Below are 23,387 nucleotides of genomic sequence, written 5' to 3'. Positions count from 1 at the left end.
AATAAATCATACTATAATCAGGTTTAGTATTAATCCAAAAAAAACACGACTCTATTAGTTACTAATGGAATATTTATGTTCTCGATAAGAGTTTTTAACTTAATTTTTTGTGAATATGAAGGTTGGATACCAGAAAAATTATAACTTTCACCCCAGTAATTTATTTGTATTTTAGTGAAATCAATATCATTTTTATTTATATTATCAAGAATTAAAATCAAGTTATCCCATTTATTTAAATTACGAGCCATAGAATAATAAATAGGTATGTGTGACGGTGATGGTGATTTATCTAACAATCTTTGTACATCCATGAGGTTAAAGACTATTTTCTCTTTCAGAATCAACTTCAAGGATAATTTTACAATCCCAACAAGCGGATGGCTCATTGAGTCAAATAATAAGCCACTTGCATCATCTCCTTTATGTTGAGCTATAATTTTTAATGATGTCATATAAATACCAATAAAATTTGGTTCTAAATTACTTTCTGTAATCTCTATGATTTTTTCATATCGATGTTCGTTCAGTGCACAAAGTGCAACCTTCCTCTTTGCTACACTATTTGATGAATTATTAAAAACATTAAGATAGAAAGAGATTATATCAAATTGATTGCTCGCAATTAGTTTATGTATCCTTGAACGTACAAGAGAGTTTTTATCAAGTAGTAATCTAAAACAGAGATCTTCAGGCACTCTCACCATATTATTAATCATGTATTGCAAGACAAACTGTTTTATAGGAGAGAAGGAGTCAATGAGCATAACTCTGATATGATTTTCTTTATTATCACAACCACTATCCAATTTATATTCAGTTGCTCTCATTCTAACAATAGGATTGGGATGTAACATAGCTTGCTCAAAAATAATATCAAGCGAAAATAGATTTTTATTTACTAACATACACAATGATCTTTCAGCAACGATTTTATCAGGTGAAGATAAACCATTCAGTAAAGCATACTTATTTTCTTCACTAGATAAAAAATCCATGATTTTAAAAACAAATAGACTATGATCATCGCGTTGACATTCTAATAGCCAAATTAGATGCGGTAGACATTTAACAAACTCAGCGGAGTTATTACTCACAAGCAACCTTTCAATACTCTGCCTTGCTGATTTTCTCACTGGCTCTGCCCAATCATTTGTACGATTAATAAGCTCAGGCAAGGCAGAAACATCACGAATTAAACCAAGGCATAAAACAGCTATTTCTCGTATATGTCCATTATAGTGTCTAGTCAACTCTTTCAGATGTCCTGTACTATATAATTTATAATTATTCTTAGACCAAAAGTAATTTTTCTGTTCTGCTAACAACTTTTCCAACTTAATATATAAAAAATATTCTGAAGCCATTTGTTTTTACCTACCATGGTAATAAAAATCCAATTATTTTCACAATATTCCACTTCTTAATACTACAAGGAACATTGCATCGACGTAACTTAAACATTTCATTTTCGCACTTATACTTCGCCGCCTCCAGCCCATAGATATCGCCTTGCTTATGGATCTCGCTGAAGCCCAGGGTACCGGTGGTATCGAGGCGGTTTTTATCCGCAGTGGCGGTCACCACAGTGCAACCGGTGAGTATGCCTGTCTAGTGTTTAATACTTAAAAACAAAAAACCGGATCATTTCATAGCAGCCGGTTTTTTTGTCTTAGTTAAGGAGATCCGTTGATACATTTCCAGTATCGAAGAACTCCTTAAAGATCCTGACAACAAGATCGAAATCTTTTGTAAGCTGACGCTCAGGCCAGTAATTACCAAGGATAATGATACTATCTCCTGATGATGACGTATTATTCCATATGGACCTTACATCACCTCCAGACTCATCATATTCCAATAGAGTAACCAGATAAAAACCCTTCTCTGCCTCAACACTGAGTCTTTCTGGCCCGATATCAGGGGCATTAATAATCCTGATGTTTACGCTACCATTGCTATTCTTCAAAATATTTAAAAAATTGAGCACATCAGCCCACTGAGGAGATTCATTTCTGACATATTCCTCACCTGAACATAATCGAGAAAGCTCATATTTTATTATCATTTTGCAGGCCCCTTATTTTCTATTTTTTTCATGCCCTGCTGCCAGAACAGAACGTTACCTGTTGATTCTTAATAAATTGTTAGTGATTTAAGCCCTGCTTTTTCTGCCATGATCCTTACATCACTCAAGCAATAGTTGCAGACCTCTTTCCCTGCTACACTCATTGCCATTTCGCGCCCTTGGGTCATCCCCTTATCAAAGGCCTGTTGGATCACACCTATTTCTGCATGAGCAGTACCCATATTTCCATTAGGATAATTTTTGTCAGGACGCTTATCTATTTTGGCCTGTACAACGTCATTGATTAAGGTCGGTTTGTTAAAATCAGCTAATTTTGACGGTCTTACTCCCTGATTTGTATCAGTGAACTTGCTACCATCAACATTTCCTTTCGCGACAACTTTCAGATTCGCATCCACAATCTTACTCAGTTGTTTTGCTGCTGCGGCACCCAATACAGGTGTCAATGAAGCAACAAAGATATCAGCACCCTGCTTCAGCTCGGCATAATCTTTGGCTGTTGCATAATCGACTCCTTTGGTTGTCATGAAGAAGTTGATCATTGCGTCTTGGATCTGTTGCTGATTTTGTGCATCAACGCTGGTGATATTCTTCAGCCCGTTACGCCATTTTCCCAACGCTGTTAAAGAGCACCAACGCCACATCATAGCAGCGGCGTCAGCCGCTGCCATTACCGCTTTCCGGGTTTTGTGACGGTGCCCGCAAGCGCCGGAACGGCGCTCTGTGGCACGACTAGATGACCGATTCGGGCATCACCGACGCTGAACAACTGGAAGTGACCGCTGCGCCCGGTGTGCTCCGGTTGCAGCGGTGGGAAGTGTGAGGATTTTGGGCTTAGAAGTAAGAACCCCGGCTAATTGGCCGGGGTTAACGATCAGCTCTAAACTATATATGAATCATCAATATCTGTAATGGATATTATATCGTTAGTTTTTTTTATTTTGAGCTTTTCAGGGGATGGTAGACTATTAATTAGTTTCTCAATAGTTCCTCGAGCATACCTTTTCTCCTGTATAGTCTTTTCATAATCCACTGAATAAAAAAACCTTTCTTCCTCACCATCAAATCCCAACCAAAATACACAGCCATAGTCAGACAATTCACCACTGTCCAGCCAGATTATATTTTCTGGGGCTCCGTCAGAGAAATCTAGCTTCTCTAAATTGATATCGCCAATATCTTGAATTCCTGAATTTAAATGGTAAGCCAAACTATCCTTGAGTGACGATATCACCATGTAAAGATCTATTACCGTACCTTTCCCTGGAATAAGGCCATCATCTATTATGAAATTAAAAAGGCCACTTGGTGAATTCAGTGGGATAATGTATTCCAACTGAATCGCTATCTCTAGTGCATTTCCAATGATCATTTTAACTTCCATCCTTCTTGCTTTCTTAGGGCAGCTTTAACGTCATTTGGTAGTTCTAGCTTATTTCTTTGGTCGGCGGTACTTCCTGACCAGTGATAACCACCAGTATTGTCTGGTGAAAATCTATGTACATTACCATCGCTGTCTAACGCATATCGCGCTTTGTGTTCTCTGCCTTTTATTGCTAAAGGTACAGAGTTTTCGAAAATGGTTAGAGAGTTTTTAGGTTCAATACCTGCATTAGGCCTGTTACCTTCACCACCCAGTGTATGCTTGGAATTCGATTGATAAACCAATCCATTGCTGGCTTTTGTTGGAGTAGGAACAGGTATTGCACTTCCTTTCGGTCCTTTCGCTGCAATCAGCGCAGGCACGGTAGCCGCCATTGCTGCCGCTGTATCCTTGTCCAGTCCAAGCGCCTCGAACTTCTGTTGCCACCCTAAATTGGCAACTGTCCCTTCGGCTTCCATACTGGAACTGTACACTGCGGACAGGTAGTTCTTGAACTCGTTAGGTAGCTTGCCGTCAGCGTCCAACTGCTTGATGGCTTGATCGAACACATCCCACTGCTCAACCAGATAACCATACTTATCCGCACATTGAGCAGGCTGACTGCTACAGAACGCCAGCATTTCCTTCTGCTGTTTCAGGTTGGTCTCTACCATGTCCTGAATCACTTGCTGACAGGCTGCACCTTCACACGTCCTGGATTTCTGCGCGAAGTTATCAAGCTGAGTTACGCTGAGGAAGTTATTCTCCACCGCCGTCTTACCGGCCACGCTACCGCCCACGGCCCCTGCGGTGCTGTCCGCTACCAATCCACCTGCCAGCCCTGCCGCCAATTGGCTGAGCGCACTGACATTTTGCTTCTCTGCTTCCGTCAGGGCTGAAGGATCCTTGCCATAATACTGTTCGCTGATAATTTTAGCAGCCAGTTCCCCACTTGCCGCGCCTGCAGCTCCCGACGCCACATTGTTACCCGAGACCAATGCCACCAATGCCCCGGCTACCGCATGTGCAGCCGCATTCGCTGCCGTGTTGCCTTCTGTACGGGTTTTGATTTCCCGTGCCAAATACGGTGCCAGCGCACCACCGGCCGCAGCGCCAATATCACCGCCGCTAATTCCCGCCAGCGCCGCACTGATAGCCGTCCCCGCAGCCCAGAAATTACTGCCGATACCGTACTCTTTCTGCGCCGCCTTATACTCCGGCGACGCCTCTAGCATTTTCTGGCGTTCCTGTGCACTTGCACTCAGGTAGGCTGGATCCTTACTCAGTTTTTCCGCAGCGGCACGCTGAGCCTGTAGCATCTGCTTGTTACCATAATCGCTGACCAACTGCGTCGCAAGCTGCGTGACTCCCTGGGTAAACGCCAAGTTGTCTTTCACCTTCGCCTCATCGAAGATTTTATCGATACGTCCGTTGGCATTGTCCGTATCGCGGCTTAGTTCGGCGATATCTTGTGTCTGAGCTGCCGTATTACGGATATCAATATTGCCTGCGGCGACTGCCGACTGCGTAGTGCCGGCAGCCTTACCTTTTTCCTTAGCGAGACCGCCGCCGGTTGGCCCACTGGTAGAAATACCAAAACCGCTGCTGCTGGCGTTATACTCCGCTTTATTATCAATGGCATCCCAACCCAGCGAGCCGGTAGAGAGCTGATTTTTGATGCTGTCAGCCGTCGAAGCAATCACCCCACCATTCAGTTGCGTATGGTTGCCAACGTTAATATCAAAGCCTTTATCTCCCGCAAACAAACCACTTTGGTCACCCACACTGGCATATTCACTCTCGATTTTAGTCTGGCTCATACTCAACGAGGCAGAACCGCTCATCGACCCGAAAGTAAAGCTCGCGCCACCGCTAACATCTTTCTGCCAGCTGTTGTCGAACCCCAGCCCAAGCATCAGCGGAAACTCGGGTTTGGCGCTTAAATTGACCACCAGTAGCCCGGTTGGCTGCCGGGAAGGATTTCTATCTGCACCGGTTGCTGGCGCAGACGGTTGATCTGCTCCATGCCCTGCTCAATATCACGCAGGTTGAGGATGTTCCCCTGCAAGCCAGGGAAAGCCATTTTCAGCATGCGATCTTGGTGCTGCTCCAGCAGGATTTTCTCAAGACGGCCTTCCAGCACCAGTAACCGCAGTTCGCCGCGCGAAAGATCCTGATCAGTCAAGAATGCACGGCTGGTGATATAACCACGACCGATGTACCAGTCGGAAACCTGCTGCACCAGCGTTTGGATTTGCCCCAGATCCAGGCATTGTTGCAGGTAATTCTGGGTGAGTTTGCGTTGCGCACTGGCAGGCAGATGCTCGGCGCCTTCCAGTTGAATACGGTTGATGGTGAAGCAAGGGCCACCCACTTTGGCGCTGGGTATTGGGGTTGCGGGCAAGGTCGGCGTCAGGCTGCGTTGCAGTTCCTGCCGCTGCAGCTGGTTTTGCTCCAGTAAATCACGTTGTTGTTGTTGGATAGTGTCGCGGTCCGCCGGACTCAGCAGGTTAGCGCCGGTGGCAGAGGAAAAGAAAATGCACAGCAAAGCTGCCGTGAGACGTTGAGTAACTGAATCCATTCAGAAGACCATCCGTGTGTTTTTTCAGCATTTTAACGACGGGATGGAGAATGTAACAAGATGCAAATAATTAGCGGATGACTAAATCAGGCTAACAAAAAAAGAATGTTCCTAGACCAACCAGCAGAAAGTTATTTGAAATAGTTAAATTTAACTTATTGATTTGTACAAAAAGGAAAAAACAGTGAATCGCTCTTAATTGCCACTAAACTGAAAAATTACTGCTAATACGACGCGTGCCACAAAACAGGATTCTGATAGGGGCCGTGAACCGGCCCCTGGAGAACATTACGCGGTCCCACCAACGGTCAGAGTGTCCAGCTTCAGGGTCGGTTGACCGACGCCCACAGGCAGGCTTTGCCCTTCTTTGCCGCACACACCAACGCCTTTATCCAGCGCCAGATCGTTGCCAACCATCGATATCTGCTGCATCGCCTCAATACCTGAGCCAATCAACGTAGCCCCCTTCACCGGTTTGGTAATGCGGCCTTTCTCGATTAGATAGGCTTCAGTGGTGGAGAACACAAATTTTCCGGAGGTGATATCTACCTGACCGCCACCAAAGTTAGGCGCGTACAGGCCGTATTCAACGCTGGCAATGATCTCTTCCGGCGTGGATTTACCCGCCAACATGTAGGTGTTGGTCATGCGTGGCATTGGCAAGTGCGCGTAAGACTCGCGACGTCCGTTACCCGTCGGTGCAACGCCCATCAGGCGTGCGTTGAGTTTGTCCTGCATGTAGCCTTTCAGAATACCGTTCTCGATCAGCACGTTGTACTGGCCCGGCACACCTTCGTCATCAATCGCCAGGGAACCACGGCGACCTTGTAAGGTACCGTCATCCACTACCGTACAAAGTTCGGATGCCACCAGTTGCCCCATCTGACCACTGAACACCGAAGTACCACGACGGTTGAAGTCGCCCTCCAGACCGTGGCCCACCGCTTCATGCAACAACACGCCCGGCCAACCAGCACCCAGAACCACCGGCATATTGCCGGCAGGTGCCGCAACGGCGGAAAGGTTAATCAACGCCATGCGCACCGCCTCTTTGGCGTAAGCATCAGCGCGAACTTCGCCCTCGGCAATTTCAAGGAAATAGTCGTAACCGAAACGACCGCCGCCGCCGCTGGAGCCGCGTTCACGCTTACCGTCTTGTTCAACCAGCACACTGACAGATAAACGTACCAACGGGCGAACATCTGCCGCCAGCGTTCCGTCGGTTGCCGCAACCAGGATCTGCTCGTACACACCGGTAATACTGGCGCTCACTTCCTGCACCCGTTTGTCGGCAGCACGGGCAACCTTGTCTACGCGATGCAGCAAAGCAATTTTCTCTTCACGCGGCAGGCTTTGCAGCGGATCGAGCAATGGGTACAGCACGTTATGACTGATTTCGCCCAAGGTATGCACCTTGCCGTTACCCGTGTCACGTACGATGCTGCGCGCAGCTTGGGCGCTCTGCTGTAGTGCGTTCAGGGTGATCTGATCGGCATAGGCAAAGCCGGTTTTCTCGCCGCTGACAGCGCGAACCCCGACCCCTTGATCAATATTGTAAGAGCCATCCTTGATAATACCGTCTTCAATCACCCAGGCCTCGTGATAGCTGGACTGGAAATAGAGGTCGGCATAATCGAGGCGGCGTTCGGCCAGTTGCCCCAAGACGGAAAACAGGTCCTGGTGGCTCAGCTTATTGGCAGTAAGTAACTGCTCACTGACAAACGTCAGGCTCATAATTTTTTTACTCTTTAATGGAGAAGTTTTTTTCAAACGGCGCGGTCAGCGACGTCTGGAATCTGTTGTGTTGCAATACCGGCATCTGTTCGCGAATGGTTTTGAGCCCAGTAATATCGACCCGCACCTTCATCGCCGATACTGCATCCGGGTTTTCAGCCAGTACTTTGCCCCAACCGTCCACGGCCATCGAATGGCCCCAAGTGCGACGCGTAGGCCCATGGCTGCCAACCTGTGCTGGCGCCAGGATCACACACTGGTTTTCAATCGCTCTTGCACGCAGCAGGATTTCCCAATGCGCTTCGCCAGTCACGCGGGTAAAGGCAGCCGGCACCGAAATCAACTCGGCGCCCTGCGCCCGCAACGCTTGAAACAGTGCAGGGAAGCGCAGATCGTAACATATGGTCATCCCTAAGCGCCCTACAGGAGTATCGACTACCGTTAGCTGTTGACCGTGTTGATACGTGTCTGACTCCCGATAGTGGCCATGAGTATCCTTAATGTCCACGTCAAACATGTGCAGCTTGTCGTAACGAGCACGAATTTCACCTTGGTCATCAAACAACAGGCTGCTGGTAGTGATAAGTGCGGGGTTCTCACGGCTGATCAACGGCATGGAACCGACCAGCAACCAGACGCCATAACGCCGCGCCATTTCACGCACCGCATTCTGCAACGGCCCGTCACCCTGTTGCTCTGCATGCTCACGATAAGCGGCGGAGTTAGCGAACAACAATGCGTTCTCTGGCGTCATGACCAGTTTCACCCCGGCATTGAGTTGCTTAATCTGCTGTTCAATCTGGGCCAGATTGTCACGCACCCGATCGCCACTGCACAACTGTAACAACGCAACGTTAGCATTTCTCATGGCGCCTTATCCTCCTTTGGCTTACGCAGAACCTCGTTGATTTTCGGCTGATCCAGATCACCGCTGATATGGTAGCGAATCAGTGAAATCTTGCTCCATAGCGGTCCGAGCACCTGCGAAGCGGCAAACACCGCCGCCCCCACAATCGGGTTAATCACGAACGCCGTAGCCACACCAACGGTGGCTGAAATGGCCGGCGCGACTACCGCTTCCATATCAATCCGACGGCGTGCCAGATCAATCTGGCCACTCATAGCGATGTCCGCTGCCAGTCCGTCAACCAACAAGTTATCGGTATGCATTATGCCATCTTTCAGCCATGCCGTGCTGCGGATGGAGTCAAAGTAGAAGCCTTTACCAAAGGTATCACTGAAATCGAACTGCAGCTTACGTAGCAAGGCGTCGAAGCTCACCAAACGCAATAGCTGCCCAGCGCGCCCACCACCCATACTCTCGATCTCACCTTTGCCCATGTTGACCTTCAACGCACCGCTGAGGGTGCTCATTTGCGGTTTCCACGGTTGCCCATGCCAATACAGATCAAAATCAATGTCATAAGGCGCGCCTTTCAGCGGCGTGGTGATGCCGAAGAAAGCGGCGGTTTCATCAATTTTTCCACCCAGCAGCTTGCCTTTCAGCGAGCTGCGTTCTTCCTGGGCGTTCTGCTTCCACAGGCCGCTGGCGGTCATGCGCCCTTTACCGGTATCGACCAAGCCATGCTCCAGGGTCAGGGTATCACCCTGATTGGCCAGATCCGCCTCCACCTTGCCGAGGTTTTGCCCCATGACCCAGCACGACTTGCAGCGTAGCATCAACGACGGCCAGTCACGGAAAGAAACCTTTTCTGCCGTCGCCAGCGGGTTGGTCGCCGCCGCCGCCGTCCCTTTACCATCGCTAAACTGCGGATTGTAATAGAGATAATTGATATCGGCACGCCACGGTCCACGATCCGTCACCCGCAGACTGCCGTCGACTTCTTCACCCTTGGCGCTGACCAGAGTGCCGCCGAGCTGTTTTTCGGCCGAGAGCGTCAGCTTGTGCCAGGCCTGGCCGCCCAACAGCAGCTGCGGTGTTTTCAGCGCTACGGTGGTCGGGAAGTTGAAGCCACCCACCTGGCCCGAGCCACCGCCTTGTTTTAACGCCGGTGCCATTAGCCCCAGCCACTTTTCACCGTCCAGTGGCGGCAGGTTGAGCGTCAAAGATTTACCGGCCGGTAAAGGTGGCGTTCCACCGCCTTCGGTTTGCCATGCCGCTCGTGCCAGCGTCACCTGCTGTTTGGCAAAGGTCCATTCGCTGTTGAAATGGTTCTGCTTGCCGGCGCTGCCGGTCAGCATGAAGCCATTCAGGCCACCTTTCACTTTTACACTCAGCGGCAGTGGCTCACCCGCCGGTTTATCTAGCGGAGAAGGTAAGTGACTGCTTACTTTTTTGAGGTCTGCATCAATGCCGATGTCATAGCTGGCGTTGCCCTTATGCGGCAAGGTAATGGCAACCTGGCCCTGCCAGGGCGCGCTGCCACTCAGGGCATCGGCGACTTCGTGCGGAATACCGGGGAATTTACCCGGCTGCCAGTCAGCCTTCAGACCCACATTGACCTTGTAGTCGCTTTGACCTTCCTGTGTGGTGAAGTTCACCGCAACCGGCTGCCCGAACCAGTTGGCCGACAGGCTATCACTGGTCAGGTTGCCGTTATCGAAGCGGAACTTGCCGCTGACTTTTTTCAACTCACTTTCGATCGGCTTAACCAGCAATGAGTTGTTGTTCAGCGCCACCTCACCCGTAGCGCGCACCAGCTCGCCGTTCAAGGGGATATCGAGATGTAAGCGCCCACTGACATTACCGCCAATCTGCAGCTCATTCAGTGCAGCGCCCAACGAATCATGCAGCGGTGTCTGCTCGAAATAGTCATGGATTTCCGCGCCCTGACCCGCCACGTCAGCGTCAACCAACAGGCGTTCCTTCAGGTAGTCCGGAATGACGGCGGTAACATTTTTGCCATCGACTTTACCCAGCTTGGTCTGTGGCGCATTCATCCACAGCCCTTCATTGGCAAAATCGAGATCGATAGCCAGGTCGGTCAATGCCGGCCAGTCCGGTTGGAATTGGAAGGTCGAATGGCGCAGCGGGACAAATACCTCAAACTGGCCTTCATGTTTACGGTAAGGGAAATGCTGCGGGTCACCGTTGTAGAGCAGCGTGGCGTTATCCACCTGCCCGCCCTGAATGGCACCGCTGAGGTAGTCCACCAGGTGCTTGCCCATCAAGGGTTCCGGGAAGTAACGCCAGGCGTCTGCGGCATCATACAGGCGGATACCGGCCAGAATGCTCAGCCACGGGTCGCCCTTGGCCGGCTGCTGGTAGCGGAAATCACCGTTCACCCACAGCGATTTGGCTTTCACATCCAGATTTTTACTTGCCAGCTCCCAGCCTTGTGGGTTATTCAGCCAGGTTAACGCACCGCGCGCGCTGCTGACTTCCAACGGGGCGCGGAACATGTCGCCGTACGGCAAGGTGCTGTCGTTGAGATCAAGCTGCAGGCGGCCATTTTCTACACCGCCACTCAGCGCGCCAGAGAAATGATTTATCCCCGGCAACAGTTTCCACGGCTGCCAACTGACGTCCTGCCAACGGGCCTGGAAACGGGTTTTTTCCGGCTGTTTCAACGGAATATCCAACGCCAATGCATTGACCTTGCCTTGCGGTTGCAAATCGTTCCAGCGCTCCAGCACGTCTGGGCTGAGGAACGAGAAGGTCGGCAGCAGCGCCGCCAGTCGTTCTAGCTGAATATTGGTGGCACGTACGCGCAGTTCTTCAGTCTGCCCCGGCCCCATAAACTCGGTGTTTTCGGGTAGCCACAACGTGGAAAGCCGGCCCTGCGGCCAAGCCTGACCGTCAGTGGTCAAATTGAGCTGTGGTACATCCACCTGCCAGCCGGTGCCCTGACGGCTTAGCGTTAATGCCAGGTTGTCCACGTCCAGTCGGTGTTGCTGGGCACCTACGCTCCAATTGGCCGCGCCTTGCTTCAACAATGCATTACCGCCGGCGATCTCACCGTTCTGGATCTGTAACCAGGCAGCCAAGCTAAAATCGGCGCTTTCCAAACCGGTATTGGCACGCAACCAGCGAGTAAACCAAGGTTTCATGTCGATATTATCGGCCTGCATATAGACCGTACCGGTATTCAATAACCCCTGATTATCACGCAGGTCCATACGCAGTTGCACCACGCCATGTTGCCCGTTCAGCGTCGACAGGCTAATCTGCCCTTCGGCACGGTGACGATCACGACCGTTAAGCCAGGTAAGCTGAGGGACTTCGAATTCGGCACGGGCACCAGCGGGTGTCAGGAATGAGAGACGGCTGTCACGCAGGTCGAAATGATCCAACTGATGCAACAGCAGATCAGTAATCTTACCCGGTTCGATGGTGCTACCTTGATGTTCATCCCCACCCAGCGTGGTGTTCAGATCAAACTGGAGTTGGTAAAAGGTGAGATCGCGAAATTGCCAGCGCCAATGCAGCAGCGACTGCCACACGTCTAGCGCCAGCGTAACACGTTCAATATGCAGGTTACTTTTGGGCAACGTGGCACGCACGTTGCCCATTTCAAGCTGTGGGCCGAAGGTTTCCCAGCTCCCTTGCATGAAATCGACCTGCACAGGCACACCGGAAAGGCCTTCGACCTTTGCCAGTATTTGAGGGCGGTAGTTGTTCAGCTCAGGCAGTGCCAAACGTAATCCGCTGATCAGCAACGCCACGACTACAATCAGACTGGCGCCTGTAGCTAACAAAATCCCAGGCAGTCGCCTCACGCAGTTCTCCTTGCTTCCGCTGCCTGGCAACGGGAATATCTATGCACGGTGGGGCTCAGCATGCTGAGCCCCACCGATGCCGGACTTTGGCCACCAACAGGCGGACTACATCATGACAACGTCAAACTGTTCCTGGCTGTACAAGGGTTCGATCTGTACCTTCACCTGCTTGCCAACAAAGATTTCCACTTCCGCCAACGCATGAGATTCTTCGCTTTTCAGCGCTTCCCCCACCGCCGCAGACGCGTATACCAGGAAACGATCAGAATCATAAGCATGGTGCACGCGCACAATTTCACGCAAGATTTCGTAGCACACGGTTTCCACTGTTTTCAATGTGCCGCGTCCATGACAAGTAGGACAATCATGACACAGCACATGTTCAATGCTTTCACGTGTACGTTTACGCGTCATTTCAACTAAGCCTAGCTGAGAGAAGCCGTTAATCGTGGTTTTTACCCGATCTTTACTCAGTGCCAACTCCAGCGAATGCAATACCCGGCGCCGGTGTTCGTCATTGTTCATGTCAATGAAGTCAATGATGATTATGCCGCCCAAATTGCGCAGCCGCAGTTGGCGGGCAATAGCTTGCGTTGCTTCGATATTGGTATTGAAGATGGTTTCGTCGAGGTTACGATGGCCGACAAAAGCGCCGGTATTGATATCCACGGTGGTCATCGCCTCGGTCTGATCGATAATCAGATAACCGCCGGACTTCAGTTCCACCTTGCGCTCTAGTGCGCGCTGTATCTCATTTTCGACATCGTACAGGTCAAAGATTGGCTGGCTACCGGTATACAGCTCCAGCTTGGCAGTGATATCCGGGATGTACTCACCGGTAAACTCCACCAACAGATCGTGAGTCAGACGAGAATCCACGCGGATCCTATCCAGCGCCGCACCGGCGAAATCACGCAGAATGCGCTGCGCCAGGGCCAACTCACCATACAGTTTGTATTTGGTCTGGTTACGTTTTTTACGCTCCATCACCTTGGTCCACAGGCGCTTGAGGAAGGCAGCATCCTGCGACAGTTCTTCTTCACCAATACCTTCCGCCGCGGTGCGAATGATAAAACCACCCAGTTCATCGCAATAACCGGCAACGGCTTTTTTCAGGCGATCGCGCTCGGCTTCGCTTTCAATACGCTGCGAAACGCCAACGTGCGCTGCACCTGGCATAAACACCAGGTAACGCGAAGGTAAGGTAATGTCGGTAGTCAGGCGTGCGCCTTTAGTGCCTAGCGGATCTTTCACCACCTGCACCATCAGATCCTGCCCCTGGCGTACCAGTTCGGCAATATCCCGCACGTGGAAATTCTTCTGCTCATCACCAGCAACACATTCGGTGTGTGGCATGATATCGGAGGCGTGCAGGAAGGCCGCTTTATCCAGGCCGATATCGACGAAGGCCGCCTGCATGCCTGGCAACACGCGACTTACGCGCCCTTTATAAATATTGCCGACGATGCCGCGCTTGGATTCGCGCTCGATATGGATCTCTTGCAGGATGCCGCCATCAATATAGGCAACCCGCGTTTCAGACGGTGTGATATTAACCAGTAGCTCAGCTGTCATGCCCTCTCCTCAGAACCGGTCGATAATGGCAACACCCATCAACCGGTTCTTACATCACGTAATGCGACAAAATTACTGAGCAGCTCATGTGTTTCGACTAACGGCAAGCCCATCACTGCGTGATAACTGCCGGTTATCGTTCTGACGAAACAACCACCCTTTCCTTGAATTCCGTAGGCGCCCGCTTTATCCATCGGTTCGCCCGTTGCAATATAGTCGCAAATATCCTGCTGTGACAGGTTGCGGAATGTCACGTCTGTCACCACTAGCTGGCACAGAACATCATGGTGATCGGCGATCGCCACGGCGGTCATCACCTGATGTTGTTTACCCGACAACGCCGCCAGCATTTCTGCCGCATGCGCTTCGTCACGAGGTTTTTCCAACACCCGGCCATTGAGCACAACAATGGTATCAGCACCCAGTACCGGCCAATCTTTCTGCGCCAGTGCCACGCCCGCTCTGGCTTTATCCTGCGCCAAACGGCGCACATAGACTTCTGCTGCTTCCCCTTCACGCCGCTGTTCTTCTGTATCCGTCAGAATGATTTCAAACGGGACGCCCAAAAGGGTCAGTAATTCACGTCGACGGGGAGAACCGGAGGCCAGATAAAGCGAAGTCATTGATATACCCTTACTGTACGGCGAACTGACGGCGGATTTTGCGCATCAGCAGGAATAACCACGGCCACAGGATGCCGTTTACCACACTACTCCAGAACACCTCTGGGCGGAAAGAGACGTTGATCACTAAAAACTCGGCCCAGAACACCACAACGTCCATAGCCAGTGATAACAGCACGACAATCAGCGCCTGTTGCCAAAGCGCCATATTGCGGAATAACTGGAATTTGAATGCCACCAGGTAGGCAATGATCCCCAACGCCAGTGCGCGTACGCCCAACGTGGAGCCGAGGATCAAATCCATAATCAACCCCAGTACAAAACCTGTACCGACGTTAACCCGGTGTGGTAATGCCATCACCCAGTAGATCAGGATCAAAGCCAGCCAGGACGGTCGAAACATGTAGATCTGTTCCGGCCAGGGCATGATTTGCAGCACCAGAGCCACCAAAAATGACAGCCAGATTATCCAGCGCCCGTTGCTGCGGTAGCGGTTCATTGCGCAACTCCAGTGGCTGGTGCGGCAGCTTGCGGCACAGCAGCCCCTGTTGCCGGTGCCGGCACAGGCAACGGTGGCCCCATAGCATCAGCAGCTGGCAAAACCTGCGGCATCATTTGCATCAGGCGCTCATTGGCAACGCGATGCACTTCGTCCGGCGGCAACGGCATATCACCGTTGCGGTCAGCGCCCCATAACAACAGCAGATAGCGCAAACGTTGCAGGCCAGCTGTTGGCCGCGCCTGAATCACGGTATAGGCACGTTGATTATCCACTTTAACCGAGGACACAACGGCCACCGGGTAGCCTTCCGGGAAGCGTCCACCCAGGCCAGATGTGACTAACACATCACCCACGCGGATGTCAGTGTTGTTCGGCAAATGCTCAAGCTGTAAATCGTCTGCACAACCACTGCCTGCAGCGATAACGCGAATATCGTTACGCAGTACCTGGATCGGCAGCGCGTGTGAAGCATCACAGATGAGTAATACGCGACTGGTCACCTTCGCCACAGCAACGACTTGGCCAACAACACCTTTATCGCTGATGACAGGTTGGCCTTCATAAACGCCATTGTCCGAACCTTTGTCGATCACCACCTGATCGCTATAAGGATCGGAACCAGTCGAGATCACCTGGGTGACCATTTTATGTTCGTCCTGGCGAAGCGGTGAGCCTAATAGCTCGCGCAAGCGGGCGTTTTCCTGCTTGAATTGACCAAGAAGAAGAATATCGCTGTTTTTCAGCAGCAGTTCCTGCCGCAGAGCTCGGTTTTCAAGCTCCAGCTGTTGGCGGGTAGCCAGCGTTTCTGAAACGCTGTCCAAAACTTTACGTGGCCCATTGGCCAGAAAATAGAAAGGGCTAACGGCCGTGTCCATGTAGTTACGTATTTTCACGAACGTACCGAGACGGCTATCAGCAACGATCAGGCAAATCGCCGCAATCACTGCCAAAAAAAGTCGTAGTTGCAGAGAAGGGCCCCTGCTAAAAATCGGCTTCATAAATTATGCGTGTTCCTCGACAACAGAAAGAGGAACCGTACCTGATTTTCGCTTTGCGCAGTCATCCGATACGATTCCTCCTTCCTGGGGCTGACTATTCTTCGCTGAACAAATCGCCGCCATGCATGTCGATCATTTCCAACGCCTTGCCGCCGCCGCGAGCTACGCAGGTCAGCGGATCTTCTGCCACGACTACCGGAATACCGGTTTCTTCCATCAGCAGGCGATCCAGGTTACGCAACAGTGCGCCACCGCCGGTCAACACCATGCCACGTTCGGAAATGTCGGAAGCCAGCTCCGGCGGACACTGTTCCAGTGCCACCATCACCGCACTGACGATACCGGTCAACGGCTCTTGCAGGGCTTCGAGGATTTCATTGGAATTCAGGGTAAAGCCGCGTGGCACGCCCTCAGCCAGGTTACGGCCGCGAACTTCGATTTCATGCACTTCATCGCCTGGATAAGCAGAACCGATGCCGTGTTTGATACGTTCGGCGGTTGCTTCACCAATCAGTGAGCCATAGTTACGACGCACATAATTAATGATGGCTTCGTCGAAACGGTCACCACCAATACGCACAGAAGAGGAGTAGACGACACCGTTCAGTGAGATCACGGCCACTTCAGTGGTACCACCACCGATATCCACCACCATCGAACCTGTTGCTTCAGAAACCGGCAGACCTGCACCGATTGCCGCAGCCATAGGTTCTTCAATCAGAAACACCTCACGTGCACCAGCTCCTTGAGCAGATTCACGGATGGCACGGCGTTCAACCTGAGTTGCGCCGACCGGCACACACACCAGCACGCGCGGGCTTGGCCGCATGAAGCTGTTGCTGTGAACCTGTTTGATGAAATGCTGCAGCATTTTTTCTGTCACGAAGAAATCGGCAATAACGCCGTCTTTCATCGGACGAATAGCCGCGATATTGCCGGGTGTACGTCCCAGCATCTGTTTAGCCTCATGACCCACGGCCGCAACGCTCTTGGGTGAACCGGCACGATCCTGGCGAATGGCAACCACCGACGGTTCGTTCAGTACAATGCCTTGCCCTTTAACATAAATCAGGGTATTGGCGGTACCCAAGTCGATGGACAAGTCGTTGGAAAACATGCCACGAAATTTCTTAAACATAACTAAAGGATAATCCTGCAAGCTGGGGGCGGAAAATAAAATCCGCCTACTTTACCAACCACACGAAGCAGCGACAAGGCGCAAAAACGTTCTACTTCGGTGAAAAATAGTCTGTATTGTTTCTGCTCGAATGCACGGAAATTGGATGAGGCCTGAATTCCCTGAACAAAGGCTCAGTTTACCACCCTGTCAGCGCACGAAACGGCGTAACACAGCTCATAAAATCTAACATATTCCCTGATTGCCGCTGGTGGTAAGCACCTACCAACGCTCAACAGAAAAGGACTGACAAGAGCCTATATCAAATAGGCGTCATTGTCGCAGGCAGTTTGGGGATAATCCCAAAATGACAGATAAAATAGCCCAGATGAATTGGCGCTCATTCTACGTCAATTTTTGCCAGGCATTCAGGTTAAACGCGATAACGGCGTGAATATTTTTTACGCCCGACGTCTATTGGCTCTGGAGACGCGAAAAAGTCGCCCTGCCCACCGAGGATCCCGCGTTCTTTCAACGTTTGCCATTCGTTGCGCGTCCGCACACTCGCAGCAAAAACCTGAGCACTGGTGCCTTCACAAGCGCCGGTCAGGCTTTGAACGAACAGCTGATTTTCATCACGCTTATCAATACTCCGCACCAGACCAGGGTGAAGCTTAACCAGCTCTACCGGTAAGGACTTGATATAAGAGGTACTGACCACGGTTAATCCCGCTTGAGAAACCACCAAACGGCAGCCCAATCCTGAGAGCAATCTCAGCACCGGGCGCAAACGGTCGATATGTTGACACACATCTGCCTCTGCAAGTTCAATCAGAATTCGCCGACGATGACTTTTTTCACACTGTAGCAGGCTATCACGCAGCCAGCGCTGGAAAGTACGCTGCAATAATGAATCGACACACAGCGTAAATGCGAATGTTTCTTCAGGCCACAATGCCAACAAAGGAAGGATCCGGCTAATCAGCTGACGATCGTAACTTTCCGCCAGCCCCAACTGCTGCACTAACGGCATATATTCAGATGGCAGCAGTTCCTGAGTCCCGTCATAAATCCGACTCATGATCTCACGATGATGGACTTCCCCTTCCACCGTCACCGCCGGCTTCTGATACAAGCGCGGGCCGCCCTTCGCCAGCACTTGTTCCAACAGGGTCCGCCACTTGACGCTGCCGCGCCCTTTTTCCGGTACCTGGCTGTCGTAAACGTACCAGCCATTTTCCCCCTGCAGCGTGGCATGACGCGTCGCCTGTTCGGCGAAATCAATCACCTGTTCGGTAGTTTGCCCGCTGCGGTACGCCACGATGCCTATGTGCAAAAACGCTTCGCGATCGATAAGTGCTGTTGAAGGTAAAGCATCAATCGCGTGAACCAGCTGCGAAGCAATACCATCCGCTTCTTTCAAGGTGCGGTGCGGTAAGAGAACGGTGAAATCACTGTGAAAATAGCGTGCCAATAGCGCCGCCGGGTAGCGCATCACGAAGGTCGACAGCAGGTTAACCAGTGAATACATCAGTTCTTGCACTGCACTGTTACCGTGAATTTCGCGCAACGTGTCGAAATCAGGTAACCGCACCATCATAACAATGCCGTGCGAGCCCACCTCCTCCAACTGGGTAGTGAGCTGGTTATCAAAGAACAATCGGTTGTTTAGTCCGGTTTTGGCATCCTGGGCCGCAAAGGCACGGATCAACGTATCAACACGGCTGCGTTCCTCGCGCGCTTCCGCCAAGTCCGCCAATAGACGATCGAGTGCACCGCTAACGTTCGCGGGCCACTCGCGCACATCACCTTGCATCACGCTCTCTCGTTCACCATTCAGAATGCGGCGTGCACGTCGCTCGAGCCGATCCTCGCCGTCGGCCTGTTCCCGCAGCCAACGCAGGCTGAACAGCAGGATCACGACCATTACGACAATCGACAGCGTCACTGCGGCAGTTGATTGCAGCGAACGCACGTCGCTGGCGAAAGGATCAACATACGTAATCGTCAGTGATGCACCAGGATGCTGCATTAGGGGCTGGGTGACTTGCCGATAGCCGTTCAGCGGCTCCCAGGGCACTTTTACCGTGGGTAATTTATAAGAGAGAAGATTACTGCTACTGGTATCTACGCTGACCGCCACAATACCGAGCGGGCGCATCACCAAAGGCAACCATTGTTTCTGCTCTTGGGGGGATTCACGCACCATCGCCTGATCGAGCGAGGTCATCAGTGAGTCGAAACGACGCTCCAGACGATCTTGGGTGACGTAGAAAAAGCTGTATGAGCAGCCCATCAGCATCAAAAACATCGCCAGAGCAACAAGCAGGGTGATCAATGCAGAGAGTTTGGTGGTGAATCGCATCCCTGTGCCTTGTCCGTTATGGTTACGTGAATTTTCACCTTTGGAAGTATAAAGGCCCCGAATCCTCTCAAATGAATCCAACACAATACCTTGATATTTTAATGAGTAACTGGCTCAACCCAAGGATATCCACCAGCCGATCTTGCCGCTCAAGCTATCAAGCATCGCCAACGAAGAAAACCTTCAATCATCATTTTTTGTCCTTTATCAGGACATAAATTTCTTATTATGCATATAGTCATTTAAATCTGATTCAGTCATCTATGGCAAAAATGCAAACGAGAGGAAGAGTGACATGCGCGCACTGTTATTGGAACAACAAGACGATCAAACTCTAGCTCACGTCAAAGATATCAGCAGCGATCAATTGCCCGACGGTGACGTGACGGTAAACGTCAATTGGTCCAGCATTAACTATAAAGATGCGTTGGCGATCACCGGTAAAGGCAAGATCGTGCGCAATTTCCCGATGGTGCCCGGCATCGACTTCGCCGGTACGGTGCATCATAGCCGCGACGATCGCTTTAAAGAGGGTCAAAGCGTGGTACTTACCGGCTGGGGCGTGGGTGAAAACCATTGGGGCGGCCTGGCAGAACAAGCGCGGATCTCCGGCGAATGGTTGGTACCACTCCCAAACGGGTTAGATGAACGTAAAGCAATGATCCTTGGGACTGCCGGTTTTACCGCCATGCTGTGCGTGATGGCTCTGGAAGAAGGCGGTGTACATCCCGATGACGGCAACATTTTAGTTACCGGTGCCAGTGGCGGCGTAGGCAGCACAGCGATCGCCATTCTTGCAGCACTGGGCTATCACGTTACCGCGATCAGCGGCCGTGAAAGCAATATCGAATATTTGAAAGCGCTTGGCGCCAAAGAGGTGCTTTCACGCAGCGGCTATCTCGAAGCCCCGCGTCCACTCGAAAAGCAGCTGTGGGCGGGTGCTGTTGATACGGTGGGTGACACACTGCTGGCACGCGTATTGGCGCAAATGAATTATAACGGTACGGTCGCCGCCTGCGGCCTGGCTGGGGGTTATCACCTGCCGACCACAGTGATGCCATTTATTTTGCGCAATGTTCGCCTGCAAGGTGTCGACTCGGTACACACACCGCTGCACCGCCGTCAAACCGCTTGGGAACGCCTGGCCGGTATCCTGCCAGACAGCTTCTATCAACAGGCGACTCAAGAAATCACGTTAGAACAGGCACCGGCTACCGCTGCCGCACTGCTGGCTAACCAAGTTACCGGCCGTACCCTGGTGAAAATCTGCTAACCCCAGTGCCCCTCCGGCAACGGAGGGGACATCCGCCTGCGAAATTTCATATTTTCCCGTGGCCCCTCGCATATGGCGTGCTTTCACGCCATGCTTACTCAATATATCCCCTATGAATGTCGAGTTGTTGCGTTGTTAACAGCCCCTTAAAAGCCATAGGGATGAGATGCGGAGAAAATGCCATGAATAAACAACGAAAATTAACCGAAGCCGATGTCACACCCGAAACCGTGTTTTATCAACGGCGTAAAGTGTTGCAGGCATTAGGCATCACCGCCGCTTCATTAGCCTTGCCCACCCATGCACGGGCTGATTTGCTGTCATGGTTCAAAGGCCACGATCGGCCAAAGGCACCACCGGGCAAACCGCTGACGTTCACCAAGCCCGCCGCCTGGCAAGCCCAACTGGCACTGACGCCGGAAGATAAAGTTTCCGGCTACAACAATTTCTACGAGTTCGGTCTCGACAAAGCCGATCCAGCCGCTAACGCTGGCGGGCTGAAAACCGAAGGCTGGAAAGTGCGCATCGACGGCGAAGTGGCTAAACCCATCACGTTGGACATCGACGATTTAATGAAGCGCTTCCCGTTGGAACAGCGTATCTACCGCATGCGTTGTGTGGAAGCCTGGTCAATGGTCGTGCCCTGGATCGGCTTTGAACTGGGTAAATTACTCAAGTTGGCGGAGCCAAACAGCAATGCTCGCTACGTCGCCTTCCAAACACTGTACGACCCGGAACAGATGCCGGGCCAGAAAGACCGGTTTATCGGCGGTGGTCTTAAGTATCCCTATGTCGAAGGGCTGCGTCTTGATGAGGCGATGAATCCACTGGCCTTGCTGACTGTCGGCGTATACGGCAAGACACTGCCACCGCAAAACGGTGCACCACTACGACTCATTACCCCGTGGAAATACGGTTTTAAAGGTATTAAGTCCATTGTGCACATCCGTCTGGTGCGCGATCAACCGCCGACGACCTGGAATGAATCTGCGCCAAATGAATACGGTTTCTACGCTAATGTGAATCCACATGTCGATCACCCACGTTGGTCGCAAGCCACCGAGCGCTTTATCGGTTCAGGCGGTATTTTGGACGTCAAACGCCAGCCGACACTTCTGTTTAATGGCTATGCCGATCAGGTCGCGTCGCTGTATCGTGGCTTGGATCTGCGGGAGAATTTCTAAGTGCGTTTGACCCTAACTCACATTAAATGGATCAAGGTCGGCATTTATCTGGCGGCATTTCTGCCTTTCCTCTGGCTGGTGCTGTCGGTAGACCAAGGATGGTTCAGCGCCGATCCTGCCAAAGATATCCAGCATTTTACCGGCAGAATGACGCTAAAATTGCTGCTGGCAACCTTAGCGATCGCGCCGTTGGCACGCTACACCCGCCAACCGCTATTGATACGCTGCCGACGCTTGGTCGGACTGTGGTGTTTTGCCTGGGGCACACTGCATCTGATAAGCTACTCGACGCTTGAACTAGGGCTAAGCAATATCGGCCTGCTGGGGCGCGAACTGGTCACCCGTCCTTATTTGACACTCGGCATTATCAGTTGGTTGATCCTACTGGCGCTGGCCGCAACCTCAACGCTGTGGGCGATGCGCAAACTGGGCGCCAAATGGCAAATATTGCATAATTTGGTGTATCTGGTGGCTATTCTGGCACCGATTCACTACCTGTGGTCGGTCAAAACCTTTTCACCGCAGCCTTTCATTTATGCTCTGCTGGCGGTAATACTGCTGGCGTTGCGATACAAGAAATTCCGCAATTGGTGGCGTTAACAGGCGGAACTTTTCTGTGTTCTACCCCTCATAATGCGATAACGTCACCGTCAGTTTGCTGATTTAGGGTTGAATATCTTCGCTGATAAGACCAGTATTTAGCTGCGAATTGCTACGATATCGTTATAATGCCCGACCTTGTTCCTGTTCTCAGGGTGAATTTTCCCCTTAACAGGTGACAAATCGGTGACGTCGGGTTATTTTCTACGATGATGGTTTTATTGCCGGAGATACCAGCACAATGGCGGATAAGTTTCACATTTTGCTTCTAAACGGCCCCAATCTGAATCTGCTGGGGACGCGTGAGCCGGAGAAGTACGGCAGCACGACGCTAACAGAAATTGTTAACGGATTGGAAAACCAGGCATCCGCACTGGATATCACCCTGAGCCATCTGCAGTCTAACGCCGAATATGCGTTGATCGACCGCATACATGAGGCGCGCGGCAATACAGATTTTATTCTGATCAACCCTGCCGCGTTCACGCATACCAGCGTGGCGTTGCGTGATGCGTTGCTGGCGGTGCAGATCCCGTTTATCGAGATCCACTTGTCCAACGTGCATGCCCGCGAGCCTTTCCGCCATCACTCTTACCTTTCCGACATTGCGGTAGGTGTGATTTGCGGCCTCGGCGCGGATGGCTACACATTTGCTTTACAGGCAGCGGTTAACCGTCTGTCGAAAACCCACTAATTGCTACGC

18 protein-coding genes and 1 pseudogene are annotated in these 23,387 nt (G+C 51.3%); 4 read left to right on the top strand and 15 right to left on the bottom strand.

Annotated features, from left to right (window positions below; genetic code table 11):
* Positions 1–29 precede the first annotated feature (29 nt).
* From SGR01S_RS14525 to csrD, 15 genes and pseudogenes are all read right to left on the bottom strand, one after another.
* Positions 30–1,367 carry a HEAT repeat domain-containing protein gene (locus SGR01S_RS14525; RefSeq protein ID WP_061807813.1) on the bottom strand — a complete coding sequence of 446 codons (1,338 nt, stop codon included), beginning with the start codon at positions 1,365–1,367 and terminating at the stop codon, positions 30–32.
* A gap of 305 nt (positions 1,368–1,672) precedes the next feature.
* Entirely contained in the window at positions 1,673–2,068 is a 396-nt protein-coding gene (locus tag SGR01S_RS14515) for a DUF6911 family protein (protein ID WP_061807811.1), read from the bottom strand.
* Positions 2,069–2,136: 68 nt separating this feature from the next.
* Entirely contained in the window at positions 2,137–2,760 is a 624-nt protein-coding gene (locus SGR01S_RS14510; protein ID WP_061807810.1) for a cytidine deaminase-like fold-containing protein, read from the bottom strand.
* Positions 2,761–2,969: 209 nt separating this feature from the next.
* Complete coding sequence (locus SGR01S_RS14505; protein WP_255212235.1) at positions 2,970–3,473, bottom strand: Imm42 family immunity protein; 504 nt, start codon at positions 3,471–3,473, stop codon at positions 2,970–2,972.
* A complete protein-coding gene (locus tag SGR01S_RS24555) occupies positions 3,458–4,687 on the bottom strand; it encodes a VENN motif pre-toxin domain-containing protein (RefSeq protein WP_255212239.1) in 1,230 nt (409 codons plus the stop codon). The genes SGR01S_RS14505 and SGR01S_RS24555 overlap by 16 nt, the downstream gene beginning before the upstream one ends.
* Before the next feature lie 635 nt (positions 4,688–5,322).
* Positions 5,323–6,033: pseudogene (locus SGR01S_RS24365) on the bottom strand (POTRA domain-containing protein); the annotation flags it as partial.
* Positions 6,034–6,321: 288 nt separating this feature from the next.
* On the bottom strand, positions 6,322–7,767 hold the full coding sequence (gene tldD, locus SGR01S_RS14495; RefSeq protein WP_037416235.1) for a metalloprotease TldD: 1,446 nt from the start codon (positions 7,765–7,767) through the stop codon (positions 6,322–6,324).
* A 7-nt stretch (positions 7,768–7,774) separates the two neighbouring features.
* Entirely contained in the window at positions 7,775–8,635 is an 861-nt protein-coding gene (gene nit1, locus SGR01S_RS14490; protein ID WP_037416232.1) for a deaminated glutathione amidase, read from the bottom strand.
* Positions 8,632–12,447 carry an AsmA2 domain-containing protein YhdP gene (gene yhdP, locus SGR01S_RS14485; protein WP_061807808.1) on the bottom strand — a complete coding sequence of 1,272 codons (3,816 nt, stop codon included), beginning with the start codon at positions 12,445–12,447 and terminating at the stop codon, positions 8,632–8,634. Before yhdP ends, nit1 begins: the two co-directional genes overlap by 4 nt.
* Positions 12,448–12,552: 105 nt before the next feature.
* Positions 12,553–14,022, bottom strand: coding sequence for a ribonuclease G (rng, locus tag SGR01S_RS14480; protein ID WP_012147102.1), 1,470 nt, complete (start codon positions 14,020–14,022; stop codon positions 12,553–12,555).
* 38 nt (positions 14,023–14,060) lie between these two features.
* Entirely contained in the window at positions 14,061–14,645 is a 585-nt protein-coding gene (locus SGR01S_RS14475; RefSeq protein WP_037416225.1) for a Maf family protein, read from the bottom strand.
* A gap of 10 nt (positions 14,646–14,655) precedes the next feature.
* The gene (mreD, locus tag SGR01S_RS14470) at positions 14,656–15,144 is read right to left on the bottom strand and encodes a rod shape-determining protein MreD (RefSeq protein WP_012147104.1); all 489 of its coding nucleotides are present in this window, start codon (positions 15,142–15,144) and stop codon (positions 14,656–14,658) included.
* Positions 15,141–16,145 carry a rod shape-determining protein MreC gene (mreC, locus tag SGR01S_RS14465; protein ID WP_037416222.1) on the bottom strand — a complete coding sequence of 335 codons (1,005 nt, stop codon included), beginning with the start codon at positions 16,143–16,145 and terminating at the stop codon, positions 15,141–15,143. The genes mreD and mreC overlap by 4 nt, the downstream gene beginning before the upstream one ends.
* A 94-nt stretch (positions 16,146–16,239) precedes the next feature.
* Complete coding sequence (mreB, locus tag SGR01S_RS14460; RefSeq protein ID WP_012147106.1) at positions 16,240–17,283, bottom strand: rod shape-determining protein MreB; 1,044 nt, start codon at positions 17,281–17,283, stop codon at positions 16,240–16,242.
* Between the two features lie 412 nt (positions 17,284–17,695).
* Positions 17,696–19,627, bottom strand: coding sequence for an RNase E specificity factor CsrD (gene csrD, locus SGR01S_RS14455; RefSeq protein WP_061807807.1), 1,932 nt, complete (start codon positions 19,625–19,627; stop codon positions 17,696–17,698).
* 295 nt (positions 19,628–19,922) lie between these two features.
* Here csrD and acuI point away from each other — a divergent pair, with 295 nt between their 5' ends.
* From acuI to aroQ, 4 genes are all read left to right on the top strand, one after another.
* Positions 19,923–20,900: an acrylyl-CoA reductase (NADPH) gene (gene acuI / locus SGR01S_RS14450; protein WP_061807806.1), complete on the top strand. Its 978-nt coding sequence runs from the start codon at positions 19,923–19,925 to the stop codon at positions 20,898–20,900.
* 182 nt (positions 20,901–21,082) lie between these two features.
* A complete protein-coding gene (gene msrP, locus SGR01S_RS14445; protein ID WP_037416217.1) occupies positions 21,083–22,084 on the top strand; it encodes a protein-methionine-sulfoxide reductase catalytic subunit MsrP in 1,002 nt (333 codons plus the stop codon).
* On the top strand, positions 22,085–22,684 hold the full coding sequence (gene msrQ / locus SGR01S_RS14440) for a protein-methionine-sulfoxide reductase heme-binding subunit MsrQ (RefSeq protein ID WP_061807805.1): 600 nt from the start codon (positions 22,085–22,087) through the stop codon (positions 22,682–22,684).
* Positions 22,685–22,925: 241 nt separating this feature from the next.
* A complete protein-coding gene (gene aroQ, locus SGR01S_RS14435; protein WP_037416212.1) occupies positions 22,926–23,378 on the top strand; it encodes a type II 3-dehydroquinate dehydratase in 453 nt (150 codons plus the stop codon).
* The last annotated feature ends 9 nt before the right edge of the window (positions 23,379–23,387 follow it).

The sequence above is a fragment of the Serratia grimesii NBRC 13537 genome, from assembly GCF_001590905.1.
Classification (GTDB): Bacteria; Pseudomonadota; Gammaproteobacteria; order Enterobacterales; family Enterobacteriaceae; genus Serratia; species Serratia grimesii.
The sequence above is the reverse complement of the archived record's forward strand: the minus strand, read 5'-3'. Positions and strand labels throughout refer to the sequence as shown.